Source organism: Crocinitomix algicola (assembly GCF_001661595.2).
GTDB lineage: Bacteria > Bacteroidota > Bacteroidia > Flavobacteriales_D > Crocinitomicaceae > Crocinitomix > Crocinitomix algicola.
In genome coordinates this window covers 154102-171672 of record NZ_LYPF02000002.1, presented here as the reverse complement: position 1 = coordinate 171672, position 17571 = coordinate 154102, and the positions used below count along the sequence as shown (strand labels likewise).

General features: G+C 34.6%; 13 protein-coding genes. 8 read left to right on the top strand and 5 right to left on the bottom strand.

The window, feature by feature from the left end:
* Window positions 1-214: 214 nt before the first annotated feature.
* Window positions 215-1519, bottom strand: coding sequence for a DEAD/DEAH box helicase (locus tag A8143_RS02375; RefSeq protein ID WP_066755709.1), 1305 nt, complete (start codon window positions 1517-1519; stop codon window positions 215-217).
* Window positions 1520-1774: 255 nt separating this feature from the next.
* Between A8143_RS02375 and A8143_RS02370 the strand changes: the two genes are divergently transcribed.
* From A8143_RS02370 to ribB, 7 genes are all read left to right on the top strand, one after another.
* Entirely contained in the window at window positions 1775-3589 is a 1815-nt protein-coding gene (locus A8143_RS02370) for an alkaline phosphatase PhoX (protein WP_066755708.1), read from the top strand.
* Window positions 3590-3663: 74 nt separating this feature from the next.
* The gene (locus tag A8143_RS02365) at window positions 3664-5571 is read left to right on the top strand and encodes a cytochrome-c peroxidase (RefSeq protein WP_066755706.1); all 1908 of its coding nucleotides are present in this window, start codon (window positions 3664-3666) and stop codon (window positions 5569-5571) included.
* A 123-nt stretch (window positions 5572-5694) separates the two neighbouring features.
* The gene (locus A8143_RS02360) at window positions 5695-6084 is read left to right on the top strand and encodes an START-like domain-containing protein (protein ID WP_066755698.1); all 390 of its coding nucleotides are present in this window, start codon (window positions 5695-5697) and stop codon (window positions 6082-6084) included.
* Between the two features lie 113 nt (window positions 6085-6197).
* Window positions 6198-7655, top strand: coding sequence for an LptF/LptG family permease (locus A8143_RS02355; protein WP_066755696.1), 1458 nt, complete (start codon window positions 6198-6200; stop codon window positions 7653-7655).
* Between the two features lie 91 nt (window positions 7656-7746).
* Window positions 7747-8937: a glycosyltransferase family 4 protein gene (locus A8143_RS02350; RefSeq protein WP_066755693.1), complete on the top strand. Its 1191-nt coding sequence runs from the start codon at window positions 7747-7749 to the stop codon at window positions 8935-8937.
* A gap of 13 nt (window positions 8938-8950) precedes the next feature.
* Window positions 8951-10123 carry a glycosyltransferase gene (locus A8143_RS02345; RefSeq protein WP_066755690.1) on the top strand — a complete coding sequence of 391 codons (1173 nt, stop codon included), beginning with the start codon at window positions 8951-8953 and terminating at the stop codon, window positions 10121-10123.
* Between the two features lie 66 nt (window positions 10124-10189).
* On the top strand, window positions 10190-11308 hold the full coding sequence (ribB, locus tag A8143_RS02340) for a 3,4-dihydroxy-2-butanone-4-phosphate synthase (protein ID WP_066755687.1): 1119 nt from the start codon (window positions 10190-10192) through the stop codon (window positions 11306-11308).
* Here ribB and A8143_RS02335 read toward each other — a convergent pair.
* The 4 genes from A8143_RS02335 to A8143_RS02320 form a co-directional block, all read right to left on the bottom strand.
* Window positions 11305-12843 (bottom strand): hypothetical protein, encoded by a 1539-nt coding sequence (locus tag A8143_RS02335; protein ID WP_066755684.1) that lies wholly within the window; start codon window positions 12841-12843, stop codon window positions 11305-11307. The two genes, ribB and A8143_RS02335, sit on opposite strands and share 4 nt — an antisense overlap.
* Before the next feature lie 328 nt (window positions 12844-13171).
* Entirely contained in the window at window positions 13172-14152 is a 981-nt protein-coding gene (locus tag A8143_RS02330; RefSeq protein WP_066755681.1) for a glycoside hydrolase family 73 protein, read from the bottom strand.
* 156 nt (window positions 14153-14308) lie between these two features.
* The gene (yaaA, locus tag A8143_RS02325) at window positions 14309-15085 is read right to left on the bottom strand and encodes a peroxide stress protein YaaA (protein WP_066755677.1); all 777 of its coding nucleotides are present in this window, start codon (window positions 15083-15085) and stop codon (window positions 14309-14311) included.
* A 46-nt stretch (window positions 15086-15131) separates the two neighbouring features.
* Window positions 15132-15623: a methionine-R-sulfoxide reductase gene (locus A8143_RS02320; RefSeq protein ID WP_096348977.1), complete on the bottom strand. Its 492-nt coding sequence runs from the start codon at window positions 15621-15623 to the stop codon at window positions 15132-15134.
* A gap of 84 nt (window positions 15624-15707) precedes the next feature.
* On the opposite strand from A8143_RS02320, the gene A8143_RS02315 reads away from it, so the two are divergent.
* Window positions 15708-17549: an AAA domain-containing protein gene (locus tag A8143_RS02315; protein WP_066755674.1), complete on the top strand. Its 1842-nt coding sequence runs from the start codon at window positions 15708-15710 to the stop codon at window positions 17547-17549.
* The last annotated feature ends 22 nt before the right edge of the window (window positions 17550-17571 follow it).

The window sequence follows — 17571 nt, the reverse complement described above, 5'->3', positions numbered from 1 at the left end:
AGAATTAGTCTAGTATACCAAATTATGACAGAATAGTTTCAAATCATAATTTCCCCCCAGTAAAATCAACACTTTTTAGACCTAAAGCCGAAATAATAAGACCAATCGAATCTCCATCTAGATAAGAAGAACAAATCTTTCAAAAATGAATAAAACTTTACCCAAGATATTTGCATATAGGCATTCTGAATCCCCGAATAAAACCTTTATGAAACTAAACAAGTCTCAAACGGACTTTCTTTTTCTTTAATCGAGTGTTGTTGAGTTGATTAACAATTTCATCTGACTTTTCCTTTTTAATCCCTATAAAAGCACAGTCTCTATTTAGCTCAATCACACCTATTTCATCTTTGCTTAACCCTCCTTGCTTCATCAAAAGTCCCACTAAATCCCCTTTTGAAATTTTATCTTTCCTACCGCCTGACACAAATAGAGTTGCCCAAGCAGAAGGACTTAACTCATTAATTGGCTGTAATGTTAACGGCTTTTTTTCTGGTAGATAATCAATCTTGCTCGATTTGGTGAGCATAATATAAGCCGTACCAGATGCATGCATCCTTGCTGTGCGTCCATTACGATGTATAAAATCTTCCTCCCTATGTGGTAATTGAAAGTGAATGATGAAATTTAAGTCACTGATGTCAATACCTCTTGCCGCCAAATCAGTTGCAACAAGTAACTGGTGTGATCCATTTCGAAATTTAATTAATGTTCTTTCGCGATCTCGTTGCTCCATTCCACCGTGAAAAATACCGTAATCTATATTGTTCTGCTTTAGCAATTCACCAACGCCTTCAACAGAATCTTTATAATTACAGAAAATGATACCCGGTTTATTACCTATATAGTGTAAAAGGTTTATTAAAGTATCTTCAAATCCTTTATCATCAGAATAAACCAGTTCGAGTGTTAAATTATTTTTTGATTCAGAAAGAAAATTCAGTTCTATTGGATTGTCAAACTCTACAAAGTCAGGTATTTCGACTCCAAATGTTGCTGATGTTAAAATTGTTTTTTTAATCATCGTCAACTGATCCAATATAAAAATCATGTCATCATCAAATCCAATTTCTAATGACTTATCAAATTCGTCCAACACCAAGTTATGAATAAAATGCGGATTAACAGAACCTCTCTCAAAGTGTGCCGCTAACCTACCTGGCGTTCCTACCAAAATTGCCGGTGGGTGATTTAAATCAATCTTATCTTTTGCTCCTGCTCTTCCTCCATAAAAAGCATTCACTTTAACACCACTTCCCATACTTCGAATAACCTGTTCTATTTGAAGAGCTAGCTCTCGAGCTGGAACAATAATTAATGCTTGAACTTCTTTTAAGTCAGGATCAATAGCGTTTAATATCGGCAATAAGAAAGCTAAAGTTTTACCTGAACCAGTTGGAGACAGTAATAGCAAGTTGTTCGAATGTTTAAATGCTTCCTTTGTTGCCTGCTGCATTTCATTGAGTTGCGCAATCCCTAATTTTTCTAAAATTTCAACCTCTGACTTTATTTTATTCATGTCTCAAATTTAAACCAGAACACCGAACTTTCAATTGAAAAATCAATATTAATGAACGTTAAGGGCATTTTATCTTTAAAAACAAGGCTTTACAATCTAAAACGATTCTAAATAATTAAGAACGTAACTTAAAGAGGTTAATGTAAATGAAATTCTTAACATCAGTTAACAGAGTGTTAAACGACACTTAAACATGAGGTAAATAGAAACTTACAACTCAACTCTAATTTTGTTCTCATAATCAAAAACGAAACAATGAAGCAATTTTTATTTTCTGCGTCGCTATTGTTCGCTGCTACAGCAAGCCACGCGCAACTAGGGTTTAACCCGCACTTCGATTTCACGATCGAATCTGAAACGGTTCTTGTGCCGGAATCACTTATTCAAAAACAAGTTTTATTTATTGGAGGGGTTGATGAAGTACAAACAACGGATACTTATGGAAATCCAGCAGGATCATTTCCAGCAAAACAATGGCATGATTTCATTGGTTTCACTGCGGACGAAGATAGTGATGACTTAGGATGGATCTCTGTCAACCACGAAATGATTGTTTCTGATAATAACATCGGAGATGGTGGTGGAATGACCGTGTTCAAAATAAAAAGAAACGCTGCAACTGATTCTATCGAGATTGTATCTCAAACTTTAAGTGATGGTCGATCTGGTGAGTTTTTCAACATTGATTTTGCCAACACAGTAGGTGAAACTGGAATGAACTGTGGCGGAATTCAGTCAGCTGCAGACGGAAGAATTTGGACTGCTGAGGAATGGTTTCAAGGATCGAATGCCGCTATTTACTCAGATGGTGCTGGGATACGAGACACAAGTGATTTCACAATTACTGGTTCAGGTATAGCTATGGCAGACGGAGCTACAATAAAAAAGGTTCAAAATATGAACTACATGGTAGAAATTGATCCGAGAGAAGCAACTGCTGTGCGCAAGCAATACAACTGGGGTCGTCAGCCATTTGAGGGTGGTCAAGTAATGCCAGATAACAAAACAGTATATTTAGGAGCAGATAATACTCCTGGCGTTTTAACTAAGTTCGTTGCTGATGTTGCTGGAGACTTCACTGAAGGAACAACTTATTTTTATAAAGCTGACGCACCTGGAAAATGGGTTGAAATTGACAATACAGATTTAGACGTAATGTTAAACTTCCAAGATGTTGCTATTGAAGGTGGTGCAACTATGTTCAACCGTCTAGAGTGGGTAGCTTATGACGAAGTTGGTGGACATGTTTACATCACTGAAACAGGAAGAGACAACCCAGCTTCACGTTGGAATTCAGCGCATGATGAAGGTGGACAATATGCTCAACATCATATTGACAGAGCAACTGAACAAGGTGTAACTGGTCCTGACGATTCAGATTACGTTGATTATTATGGTCGTGTTTTAAAACTTGACGTAGATACAGACGAAATTTCAGTTTACATGGAAGGTGGACCTGATTTTGACGGTGATGTTGCGGAAGGTGATTATCCTAACACTCACTTATCAAATCCTGATGGTTTAGGGTTTATCACAATTGGTGATGTTTCTTATATGTTAATTTGCGAAGACCTTAACGGAACTTCAAACGGTAGAATGCCTGCTGGATACTCAAATAGAACTTGTGAATTATTCATGTTGGATATGAGAATTGATGAACCTACATTAGATGATTTAATCCGTATCGCTGAAGTTCCTTTCGGAGCAGAAATCACTGGTGTTAGAGGATTGCCTGATGGTAAAACAATCTTATTTAACAGCCAACACCCGAGTGGATCAAACCCTTATCCATACAACAACTCTTGTACAATTGCTTTAACAGGATTTGACAAAGGATTTGCTTCAATTCCTGAGGTTAACGAAGATGCTGAAACATTAGAACTTTATCCAAATCCTTCATCAGGTTTAGTATATATGAACAGAACAACTGATGTTGCAATATATAATGCTAATGGTGAATTGATTAATGTACTTACTTACGTTAATAAAATAAACACTTCAAACTTACCTGCTGGAATCTATTATATCCAAACTACCGAAGGTGATGCTAAAAAATTGATTGTTCAATAAATAGACAAAATCAATAATTATTTACCCATCCCGAAATATCGGGATGGGTTTTTAAGTACATAAGATTATACTTTATGAATTTCCTTAAAAACACTTTTTTCATACTTACATTAGTACTATCCTGTTCTGTAGTTGCCTCAGAGAAACCTGCACAGCAACTTAAAAAACATTTTCAATCTTCATTCGATTCATTGTTAATTGAAACGAGTGAATTGAATAAAATCATCAACCAACCAACTATAAACTGGCCAAACATCAAACAACAATTTTTTAATACGCGAATTGTTTATAAGGAACTGGAACTCTTTATTGAATATTTTGATCAAGAATTTGTTAAAGATCATATAAATGGTGCACCGTTATTAGCCATTGAACGTAAAGCACCTGATTTAGTAATATTGGAACCATCAGGTTTCCAAATTATGGAAGAAGTTCTTTTGGAAGAAAATCTAGAAGAGTTTAAAAATCTTGCATTCAACCTAGAAAAAAAACTTAAAATATATGGCGACCGCATTCCAAAAATGAGGGTTTCAGAACGAATGGTATTTGAAGCTATGCGCGAAGAATTAATTCGCTTAACTGCTCTTGGAATCACAGGGTTTGACACACCTTCAACAGAAAACACTGTTCATGAAAACAAAGCTGTTTTAAGAGGTCTCCATCGAACCATAGAAGCGTATGAAACCTATCTCGACCCAGATTTAATACTAATTATTGATTCAATTTTTGTAAGAGGAAACTCCTACTTAAAAAGTGTAGACTTTAATACATTGAACCGTTTTGAATTCATTCGAACATTTGTAAATCCATTATACGAACTCTTATTAAAAGTTCAAATCAAGCTGAACATTCATACCCGAGATTTAGGTCGAAAAAGAGAATACAGTGTCAATTATGCCACAACTTCAATTTTTGACACTGATTTTTTGAACTATAAATACTTCTCGAAGTATAGTGCTGCAGGAATTGAAGATGAGCGAAAGGAATTGGGTAAGCTACTTTTCTTTGACCCTATTTTATCCAAAAACAATCAAAGAGCTTGCGCTTCTTGCCACCATCCTGACAAGGCATTTTCAGATGGGTTAAAAACATCCATAGCATTCAATGAAGAAGGGAACCTAAAACGTAATTCTCCTGGATTGATTAACTCAGTATTCACAACACGTTTCTTTTGGGATGTACGCGCAGGTGCACCAGAAGACCAGATTGAGCACGTTTTATTTAATCCAAAAGAATTTAATACCAATTATGATGAAATCGTGGAAAAAATAAAATCTTGTGACACATACATCGATAAGTTTAAATCATCATACCCAGAAAATATTAAAAACGAACAACCATTAATCAATCGTTACACAATTGTTGCAAGCATTGGGGCCTACCTTCAATCATTACGGTCGTACAATAGTGAGTTTGACCAAGCTATTAAAGCTGATCAAGAAACCTCAAATAAGGCGTTGGTAAACGGTTTTAATTTATTCGCTGGAAAGGCTAAATGTGCGACATGTCACTTTATCCCCACTTTTGCCGGAAATGTTCCTCCTTTATTTGTAGATACAGAAACAGAAGTTCTTGGTATTCCTGACACCAATGTACAATCCATTGCAAAATTAGATGATGACAAAGGACGTTATGGAAATGGAAGAAGGGCCGAACACGCTGAACATCATAAATTTGGATTTAAAACAGTGACTTTAAGAAACATTGCTTTAACCGCTCCATACATGCATAATGGCGTATTCCCAACACTTCGCGAAGTTGTAGATTTTTATAATGTAGGTGGAGGTCATGGATGGGGAATTGCTCCTGAAAATGCAACCTTGCCTCCAGACTCACTTCATTTATCTGAAAAAGAAATTGATGACTTAATTCTATTCATGGAGGCCTTAACCGATACGATTGGATTAACTAGTCGACCGGCCAAACTCCCTAATTCGAACCAACTAGAATTAGAAGGACGAACAATTGGTGGACGCTACTAGTCTGAGAACCATTTATCACCAAAAAGATACACTTAAAACAAAACCTGCTAACATTATTAGCTTTTAGCATTAATAGTCAGCTTTTTTTACTATATTGGCGACCTTGTAAAGTAGAGAAAAAGTATGTCAGATAAAATAAAATACCAATTGGAAATTGAGGTAAAATCTTCAACGAAAGTATTGTACAATATGATCAGTACACCAAGCGGTTTAAGTGAGTGGTTTGCGGATGATGTAAACATTAAAAATGATGTTTTCACTTTTTTCTGGGACGGAAGTTCGGAGGAGGCGAAATTAATTACAAAACGAAAAGGTGAGGCCATTAAGTTTCAGTGGTTAGAAGATTTTGAAGATGGAGAAAAAACATATTTCGAACTGGCAATAAAGGTTGATGAATTAACCAACGATGTTGCATTGATGGTAACTGATTTTGCCGAGGAAGACGAAATGGATGAAGCAAAGCTACTTTGGACCAATCAAATAGATGATCTAAAAAAGGTTATTGGTTCTTAATTTCATTTTTTCATACGATTTTAATCTCCCATCCGTTATTCAATAATGAAATTACGGTAAAAGCGTTTTGAAAAGAGATGCTAAGAATATTGACAATCTAATTTAGTTCGTGGATGAAGAAGTTGAACATTTTCATCATTAAATCTTTTACAGGACCATTTTTGGTATCCTTTTTTATTGCCATGTTCTTTTTGGTCATGCAATTCTTTTGGAAATATGTTGACGATTTAATGGGGAAAGGACTCGAAGTTAGCGTTTTACTAGAATTACTATTCTATGTATCTGCAATTCTTATCCCGCTCGCACTACCCCTAGCTGTTCTTTTTTCCTCAATAATGACTTTCGGAAATTTATCCGAAAAAAATGAACTCACGGCGCTCAAATCTTCCGGTCTATCGTTGTTTCGAATTATGCGACCAATGCTCATTTTTATTGTGATTTTAAGTGCTTCAGCCTTTTATTTTTCGAATTATATAATGCCGATCGCAAATTTGAAATGTAGAACGATCATTTACAATATTCAACAAAAGAAGCCTTCTTTTGGTATAAAGGAAGGGGTTTTTTATAATGATTTTGAAGGCTACAGTATAAAGGTTGAGGATAAAAATGATAATACCGGAGAGCTTTTTAACGTGCTCATTTATCAGAATGAATCCAGAGGAAAAGGTAAAACGATAATTGCCGAACGAGGTGAGATGCTGAAATCTACCGATGAAAACGGAGAAAAGAGTTCATTTCTATTATTAAAACTCGTTAATGGTTCAATTTACCAACAAATGGAGCAATCCTTTAAAAATAAAAAAGGAGCACCCTATCAAAAGTCATTTTTTGAAGAAGCAATTATTAAATTCGACTTAAGTGGGTTTGATATGAAAGAAGAAAGTGAAGACTTGTTTAAGCGGGATTATGAAATGATGAATTTCGTTCAACTTGGTGATGCTATTGACTCCTTAGCAACCGTGAACGACTCGCTTAAAAATAGTTTTCAAGTAACAATAAAACGCCAAGTTTTAGTCATTAACCCCGACTATAAAAAACTTAATCTTACCGATACAACAAAAGACAAAGGAATTCTACCTCAAGAACCTATTGATACACTTCTCACTTTAGAGGATTTAAAAGAAATGGAATATAAAGCAGCACTCGTAGCCGCCCAAGGAAAAATGAGAGCAACCAAAGACCTTGTTCACAGCCAACAAACCATAAAAGAGTTTAGAACCTTGTCTTTTAATGAATACCTTGCTTCGTGGCATCAAAAATTCACCTTATCTTTTTCAATACTCATCCTCTTTTTTATTGGAGCACCTTTAGGCGCAATTATAAAAAAAGGAGGCCTAGGAGCACCATTAGTTTTTGCCACCTTGTTTTTTTTAATGTATTATATTTTAATGATTTCTGGTGAAAATATGGCTGAATCACAAATCATTGAAGTTTGGCAAGGCATGTGGTTAAGTGTTGTATGTCTTACTCCGATAGGTATATTCCTAACCTATAAAGCGGCTAATGATTCTGCCATTTTTGACCGTGACGCTTATAAAAAGTTATTGAACAAGCTTTTAAGAAAAGCATAATGATTTTATGTGTTTTAGTCAAAAATAATCTTAACTTTCCGCCAAACAACTACCTTGTTTACCAAGAATAATAGTCACTGAGAAAAGAGTCATGAAAGTCTTGCAATTGTGTAACAAGCCCCCTCAACCACTTATTGATGGTGGTTGTATTGCAATAAACAATATTGCGAATGGACTGTTGCATGAAAATATTGATTTGAAAATATTAACCATTGCAACTCAAAAACATCCATTTATTCCAGAAAAAATAGAAAGTGAATTTGCAAAAAAAACAAAAATTGAAAGTGTTTTTGTTGATACACGAATCAATGTGATTGACGCTTTTTCTGCTTTGGTCACATCGGACTCATACAATATCAGTAGATTCTTCTCTCCAGACTTTAATAAACGTTTAAAAGAAATTTTAAACGAAGATGCTTTTGACGTTGTACACCTCGAAAGCTTGTTCATGACGCCTTACATCGATACAATTCGTAAAAACAGCAGTGCAAAAATAGTTTTGAGAAGTCATAATCTAGAGCATCTCATTTGGGAGCGTTTAGCCAATTCAACCGAAAACACGGCAAAGAAATTCTATTTAAAACACCTTGCGTCGAAACTAAAAAAATATGAGTACGATGTAATAAAAGAGTTGGATGGAATTGCTGCTATCAGTTTCGATGACACAAAAAAATACAAAAGTTTAAAAGAAGATTGTCCATTATTAACCATTCCATTTGGTATTACGCTAAAAAATTACCCGTTACCTGAATTGGAGCCTAATAATGAGTTGGAACTTTTTCATATAGGCGCTATGGATTGGGAGCCAAATAAGGAAGCTGTCAATTGGATTTTAGATGATATTTGGCCAAAATTAAAAAAGAAAAAAGTCAACTTAAACTTAGCAGGAAGACATATGCCAGGCTACATTCATCAAGAAGCAACAGATCGCTTAATTGTTCATGGCGAAGTTGATTCAGCTGTTGAGTTCATGTCAAAATATGATGTCATGATTGCGCCTTTATTATCAGGCAGTGGTATGCGTGTAAAAATAATTGAAGCGATGGGACTTGGCAAGACCGTAATCACAACGCGTGTTGGTGCTGAAGGCATAGATTATCAGGACGGTGAAAACATCATAATTGCCAATACATCGGGTACCATTATACACGCTATAAATAGGCTCATCGAAAATCCTCAAGAAATAAAACGTATCGGCAAAAACGCTCGTCATTTAATTGAAAAAAAATATGACAATAATCTAATTATTAACAACCTTCTAAATTTTTACAAGGAGATTTGAGCGCTTGTTTAATATGAAAATTTTTGTTTTACTTTCTCGATTTCCGTACCCTTTAGAAAAAGGTGATAAATTACGTGCATATCATCAAATTAAAACGTTGTCCGAAAACCATGAGATTATACTATGTTGTATATCGGATAAAAAGATTAAAAAAGAATGGAAAAACGAAGTCAATAAAATTTGTTCAGAATTGCATGTTTTTGAATTGAGTAAACCCCTAATTTATTGGAATACAGTTAAACAAATTTTTACCGATAAACCGTTCCAAGTTGGTTATTTTTTTCAAAGAGCAATTGACAAAAAAATTCGTGGTATTATCAAATCCACAAAACCTGATCATATATATTGTCAGCTCATACGCGTAACAGAATATGTGAAAAACATCCATACAATTCCAAAAACTCTGGACTATATGGATGCCTTAAGCAAGGGAATGTATCGCAGAGGGGAAATTGCAAGAGGTATAAAAAAGGTGGCCTTCTTAAAAGAAGGAAAGCGCTTAGCGGAATATGAACATCGGATTTACGATTATTTCAATCATCACACTATTATCTCTGAACAAGATCGCAACTTGATTAATCACCCGTCCAAAAATCAAATTAACATTATTGAAAATGGAATTTCATCTGACTTTACCAGTTGTTTGAAAAAAAATCAAGTGAAAAGTCACGAACTTGTATTCACAGGCAATATGAACTACCCCCCGAATATTGAATGTTCATTATTTATTGTCAATGAAATTCTGCCCCTATTAATTCGAGAAAAACCGCAAATAAAATTATTACTTTCAGGCGCAAATCCTCATCCCAAAATACAGGAGTTAAACAAAAATAAAAACGTTACAGTAACAGGTTGGGTTGAAGACATTAGGGATAGCTATGCGAAAGGAAAGCTCTTTGTCGCCCCATTATTCATAGGAACAGGGCTGCAAAACAAGCTACTAGAAGCGATGGCAATGGGATTACCGGTTGTTACGACATCTTTAGCCAACAATGCGTTAAAAGCAAAGCCTCAAAAAGAGGTGATAATTGCCAAAACGGCTAAGGAGTTTTCGGAAGAAATCTTAAACCTTCTGAAGAATAAAACACATTATCAAGAAATAGCCAACAACGGGTTCCGTTATGTTGAAGAACGCTACAACTGGAAAAATTCTGTCGAAAAATTAGAAAAACTATTGACTTCTTAAGCAATCTTTAAGTATAATTTTGTTCTCATTAATTTTAAGGTTAGCTTTGTACCGAAATTTGAAAATATGAGTTTTAAACTGGACAAAATTGAGGACGCAATTGCGGATGTGAAAGCTGGAAAAATCATCATTGTTGTCGATGATGAAGATCGTGAAAATGAAGGTGACTTTATCGCTGCCGCTGAAATGGTCACACCAGACATGATTAATTTTATGGCAACCAACGGAAGAGGTTTAATTTGTGCTCCTCTAACGGAAGATCGCTGTAAAGAATTAGAATTAAACATGATGGTGAACGACAATACCGTTTTACACAACACCCAGTTTACCGTTTCAGTAGACTTAATTGGGCATGGTTGCACTACCGGAATTTCGACCTACGATCGCTCGCAAACCATTAAATTTTTAACTAAAGAAGATACTAAAGGTAGTGATCTCGGTCGCCCAGGGCATATATTTCCTTTACGTGCAAAAAATGGAGGTGTTTTAAGAAGAGCTGGTCATACAGAGGCTGCAATTGACATTGCCAGGTTAGCAGGTTTAAAACCAGCTGGAATTTTAGTTGAGATTTTAAATGAAGACGGAACGATGGCGCGTTTACCTCAATTAATGGAGGTAAGTGAAAAGTTTGATTTAAAGATTATTTCAATTGCAGATTTAATTGCCTATCGCCTTAAACACGAATCATTAATTGAACGTAAGGTGGAAGTTGATTTTAACACGGTTTGGGGTTCGTTTAAAATGGTTGGATACAAACAAACCACAACAGATGACGAACATTTAGCCATTTATAAAGGAGAGTGGTCTGAAGAAGAAAATGTTCTTGTTCGTGTGGAATCATCATCGTTTACTCACAACCTATTGGATGCCATTCGATCTGATAAACAATCTCATATATCTGCAGCATTAAAAATGATTGAAGAAAGAGGAAAAGGTGCTTTAGTTTTCATCCAACAAGAAGAGAAACAAATAGGATTAGTTGAAAAATTACAAGCCTATAATAACGGCGGATTTAAACGACCAAAATCAGACAACAAAGATTACGGTATTGGTGCACAAATTCTAAGAGACCTCAACATTAATCATTTGGATTTAATAACCAACCAAAGCCAAATGAATACTTCTGTCATTAATGCCTATGGTCTAGAAGTTAATTCAATTGTACCTTTCACAAGCGAATTTTAAGACTTCGCATGAATTCTGTTCTGAACAGCTTCAGCGAAACTAATGTCATTTATCTTAGAATTTGTCCAAGCTAGAATATCAAAATATTCAAGTATTACATTTTCTTTCTCAATTTTGAGCAATTCATTTAACTCCTCATTAAATTTAATGAAAATGGATTTTTCCTCTTCTGCTCCTTCAACACGAGCCAATTGCTTAATGTGCGTAATGAATAGCTTTTCCATTTGATAATCTTTAGGATGTTTATTCAAGTAACGAGCTGCCGATTTCAAATCATATTCTAAAAAATCAATATTGTTGAGTTCAAAATGAATAATTAAATTAAAAATTCGAGAAAAAGAATAAATATCCTGTCTTAGTTGTTTTTCATTATCATTTAGCACATCATTTATGTACTTTAATGCTTGTCTGTATTCTTCTACACCAAAATAAGCATAAGCCATATTATAAGTGAATAGAAGTTGTTTTTCTTTATTTATTTTATCCTCATACAGCTCTAAACCTTCCTGAATTTCTGGGATAAGCTGTATTGATTTTGCAAACTGCCCCTTACGGTTATTCAATTGAAGTTCGCCAATATAAGTCGCGGTAAAAATTCGTACTTTAAAACCTAGTGCTCCAAAAGCCTTTTTGCCTCTAAGTGCCTTAATTTCCTCAACAATTGACTCTGCATTTTTAAAATCATAAGTGTCAATATAACACAGCATTAAAAAATTCAAAGTAGCAATATATCGTTGTTGAAGATCGTTTCTAATTTTTGAATTACGGTCCATAATGGACTTTGACTTTCTAAAAAAAATCAAGGCATTTTCATAATCCCTTTTACTGGCACTGCAAACCCCTTTAATGTAGTAACAAATAGTAGTGGCCCGAGTAGATATTGCCGTATTTTTTCCTTTAATGAGGTGATGATTCTCAATTTCATTTACAATTTCTCTTTCTTGCTCGTTTCTGGTAAATCCACCACTTCTAAAAATATAGTTAATTCGAGAATATAAAACATGATACTCTGCTAAATTTCTCAACTTATCGACAACGCCTTGCTCTTCTTCAATTAGTTCGTCCAAGTTATAGGTGAAAATCCCTGCTTCGTATGCTTCCTCAAGTAAGCGTCTTTCCCAATTAATCAACTCAAACCAATAATAGAATTTTTCATAGGTGGTAGCGATTTTCTTAGCTCGTTTTACAAACTTATTACATTCTTTATAAAGTGCTTTTCTATTGAGGATATCAATATTTTTTATCTCCTGTTTGAGTTGCGCACTTACAGATTGATCAGAGTAATACGCCCTTAAACTTTTTAATATTAGGCGATATAAATGATTCTTTTCTGAAGGCAGATGTTTGATAAAAATTTCACCTTTGAAATATTCTTTCAGTTCGTCCTCATTATATCTTTTCTGTTTCTCAATAAAATCAAAAATCTTTAAATAATTCTTGTCTCCTGATTGCAAAGAAGAGTTCAATTTGAAAAATCTTTTCTCAGATTTGGTTAGTGATTTTATCAGACTATGCAGCTCTGTAGATGGTTTCATTTGATTCGTTTTTTGTTAAAAATTGAACTTAGGAATTCAATTTAAGGTGGTTTTAAAGATATTATTTTTTTACGATAAAAACGAATCCACTTTTAAGCTGTATCTTTTATTGATTAAATGGTTATTGTAACTGATTGTTATAAACAAGGGTTTTGAAATTTTAAAATTATCGAAGAAATTCTAAAGTTCATCGAAGCAATCTAATATGAATTTGCACTGATAAAATTTCAATAATAAAATAACGAAAAAGGGCCACCACAGCCCTTTTTCTAACAACAAACCAAAATTCTCCAGTGGATTATCAATTCACGTTCCACTTGCGTGGATATTAACGGAGAATAACCTTTGTGCCTTTCGGCAATATTTTATCAGGATCAGTGGAAACATTATATTGCATGATCTTTTTCAATTTAATCCCTTCATACTGAGAGACCTCTCGCAATGACATATCTTCTGAACATAGGTGAACATTATTTCCTTTGCTAGCTCTTGATCGTTTAGGGTCTAAATAAATAATTTCACCTTTGGTTAGCACATCTCTTTTACCTAATTCGTTGTATTTATACAATTGCCATAGTCCCATATTAAATTCTTTAGATATGCGATAGAATGTATCCCCATCTTCGACCAAAATATACCTTGTACGGTTTCTATTGAGTTGTACTTTATGGATATTTGCGGTTTCGTCCAAAGATTCGGCACTTTTTTCAGTGGCGGTAAAAACGGTATGTGGCGTGTCCTTTTGACGACTTGCAGTTAATTCTTTTTGCTCCTTTTCTCTTTCAATTTCAATTGGCAAAAGTGGCATTTTATCATACTGATCTAGGTTATAACGCTTGATAATTTGAATCAATAAATCAGCATATTTTGGATTTGTTGCATAGCCAGCCCTTTTAAGTCCTTTCGCCCATCCAACATAATCTGTGATCTTTAATTTGAATAGATCTGAATAACGTTGGCGAGAAGTCAAAAAATCAGAATGATCTTCATACGACTGTGCTGCATGCTCATAACTCCTGAAGCACTCATCTTTTTCATCATCATCTTGATAAAACGTTTTTCCAGTCCACACTTTGTGACATTTAATGCCAAAGTGATTGTTTGCGTTTTTTGCCAATTGACTATTCCCACTTCCACTTTCTAAAATTCCCTGCGCCAGTGTAATACTCGCAGGAATGGCATGAGAGTTCATTTGTTCAATCGCCGTTATCTTCCATTGATCTATATAATCTTCGCTTGAAATACGCTCATTAGCGAACCCTAAAAGGGAAAATAATAAAAGCGTAGAAAAGGTGGTTAATTTTTTCATGTTGCTTGTTAATTGTTTGTTGTGCTCTACTATTACGCAAGGTTAATGCAGAGGTTACGTTTTCAACAAGAAATTAACAATTTAGAATATCTTCCGGGGAATAAATCTAAAAAATCAAACGTAAAGGACTGACTAAATAGCTATTAACCAATCAATTTAATCTCTATGAAATACTAACTGTTGGTCAGAGCTTTCCTGAGGAACAAAATAATAGCCTTCAGCATCAAATGATTTTAGTGCTTCAATGTCATCAATTTTATTTTGAATAATAAACCTCGTCATTCTACCACGTGACATTTTAGCGAACTGCATATTCATTTTATAGTCGCCATTTTTATTTCTATCCTTAAATACCGGAGTCACCACTTCCATTCCATGCATTTTACCAAGGTTTGCAGCTTTAAAGTACTCTGATGAGGCCAAGTTAACAATCAAGTTGCTGTTTTCATTTTTCAGTTCTTTCTCTAATTGCTTTTGAATTTTCGAATCCCAAAACTTGTACAAATTGGTCATTTTAGGTGTTACTTTAAACTTTGTTCCCATTTCCAAACGATAAGGTTGAATTAAATCGAATGGCTTTAAAAGGCCGTACAATCCAGATAATATTCGCAACCGATTTTGTCCTTCCTGTTGTTCTTGATCGGATAAAGTTTGAAAATCTAATCCTTGATATGCAGCACCGCTAAAAAGATAAGCCGCTGGATAACTATTCTCTACGGTGAATTCTTCTGAAAAATTCTGAAACCGATCATAGTTCAACGCAGCAATGTCTTTACTCACATTCATTAGTTTTTCGATGCCTTTCTGACTAAGTTTACTTAATTTTTTAGCTAAGCGTGCGGTTTCTGTTGGAAACTCGATTGAAGTTGTTTCCAATCCGTTAAATTCAACATTTTCATTTAACGATTTTGCAGGAGAAAGTAATATTTTCATAGCCCAAATTTAATTAATAATTCCCCAAATTCTAGACCGAATTAGTTTATTTTTTAGGTTCAAAACTTAAAGAAATTGAGTTCACACAGTGTCTGGTATTTTTTCTTGTAAACCCTTCATTATAGAATACATGCCCAAGGTGTCCGCCACAATTTGAACATATAATTTCTTCTCTAAATCCGTCAGCATCTTCAACAATAGAAACAGAACTACCGATGAAATCATCAAATGATGGCCATCCCGTTCCTGAATCAAACTTACTATCGGCATTAAAAAGCGCTTGATCACACCTTTTACACGTATAGACTCCATCTTTTTTATTATCAACATACTTACCTGTCCAAGGACGTTCTGTGCCTTTATGCACTATTACGTATTCCTCTTCTTTTGTTAGTTTATTCCATGTTGAGTCTTCAGGGTCTCCATGGTGCCCCAAAGAATAAAACTCTTCATCCGCAGCTACGCTTTCAGGATTTGTGTGACTGCAACTTAAAAAGAACAGAATAAATCCTATTGAAACTAATATTATCGTCTTCATATCAAAATTCGTTTTTACTTTAGACGTTTTAATTGTTATTTGTTTACACTGTAACATAAAAACAACTGATTTGTAAAAAGGTTTATGACATCCCTATTAAAACAAAGGTTAGCTAATTTAAAGGAAGGACTTCTACTTGAGCGAGATGAAGAGCTAAAACATTTCGAGTCTTTAATTCAACAACAAAGTATTCAAGATCAAATTGTGGCGCAGATCACGCTTTACCCTTTAGCATTTATTGAGGAATCCTATAACCGATTTGACAATATTGAATTAACATTTCAATTTAACGAAAATCAAGAACCACAAAAGTTTAACACAAATGGACGTGTTTCCCTTTTCTCGCAACATACAGAAGAAAAACTTGAAGCCCTAATCGTTCATATAAAAGAAGATCAAATTACCCTTGAATTGTTTTCAAGTGATTCCCCTGAATGGCTAAACAAAGGTAAAATAGGAATTCATCTTTTGCCAGACACTCAAACCATTGACATTCAACTAAAAACTATAGAGAAAATTGAAAAGGAAGAACTCATTATTCCACATCAATTTTATCAGCATCAACAAAAAAATATAGTCTCCGCTAAACACTTCTCAAGTGAAGAGCTCAATAAGTCTCAAAATATTGCTGTTGGAGAACTATTAGGAGAACAACCTTTTCATATTGTGCATGGTCCTCCAGGAACTGGTAAAACAAAAATACTGACTCAAAGCGTCATAGCATTAGTTAATCAAGGTAAACGCGTTCTTGTTGCTGCCCCATCAAATGCCGCAGTTGATCATATTACAAGTAAAATTGGAGAATTGGTTCCTGAGGTTGTTCGCGTTGGACGTTCCATAAAAATCGCACCGGTTGTTACCCCTTTCACCCTTAAAGAAAAAATTAACAATGATACATTAATGAACGTGGTTGAACGTTTAAAAAGGGATGCAGAATCCATCCGAAAAAAGGCATTTAAGTACAAAAGAAATTTTGACAAAACAGCATTTGAAGAACGTAAACGCTTAAAAAAAGAACTTAAAGAAATTAGACAAGATATTCGTCATATTGAACGCGACATACGCAAGCAAATTTTGACCAATGCACCTGTCATTACTGGAACATTTATGGGGATTTACAACGAAGACTTGCAATCAGATGAATGGGACGCCTTAATCATTGATGAAGCAGGGCAAGCGATTGAAACTTTAATATGGTCAATCAGTCATTTATCAAACAAGTTAATCCTTGCAGGAGACCCTTTACAATTACCACCTAGTGTTTTTAGTACCAAAGCAATTAAATTTGGTTTGAACATATCACTATTAGAAATGGCAAAAGAATTGGATATCCCAACCCATTTTTTAGATGTTCAATACCGAATGAATAATACAATTATGGGGTTTTCGAATGGATATTTTTACGATAATAAACTTGCATCCGGAGATTTAAATGCGAATCAGTGCATCAAGAATGAAAATTTTGCACCTATAGAGTTTATCGATACTGCGGGTTGTTCATTTGACGAAGAACTTGATGAGTCCGGAGGCATATACAATCAAGAAGAAGCGAATTTGGTTAAGAAAAGAGTTGAAGAATTTTCTCATTTTAAAAGCATTGGTATTATTTCACCGTACAGAAAACAAGTTCAACGCTTAAAACATTTACTTTTCGATTTAGCAGAAGATTGCCAAACAATCGACAGTTTTCAAGGTCAAGAAAGAGATATAATTGTAATTTCCTTAGTACGATCAAACGAAAACAACAACCTCGGGTTCTTAACTGATTATCGTCGTTTAAATGTTGCGTTAACACGAGCAAGAAAAAAATTAGTGATCATTGGCGACTCAGCAACCTTCGGCCAAGACAGCTTCTATCAGGCTCTTTTAAAATACGTTGAAGAAAATGGGGTTTACCGAACTGCATGGGAATATTTTGAATCTTAAAAAAACAAATTAGAATCGTGAT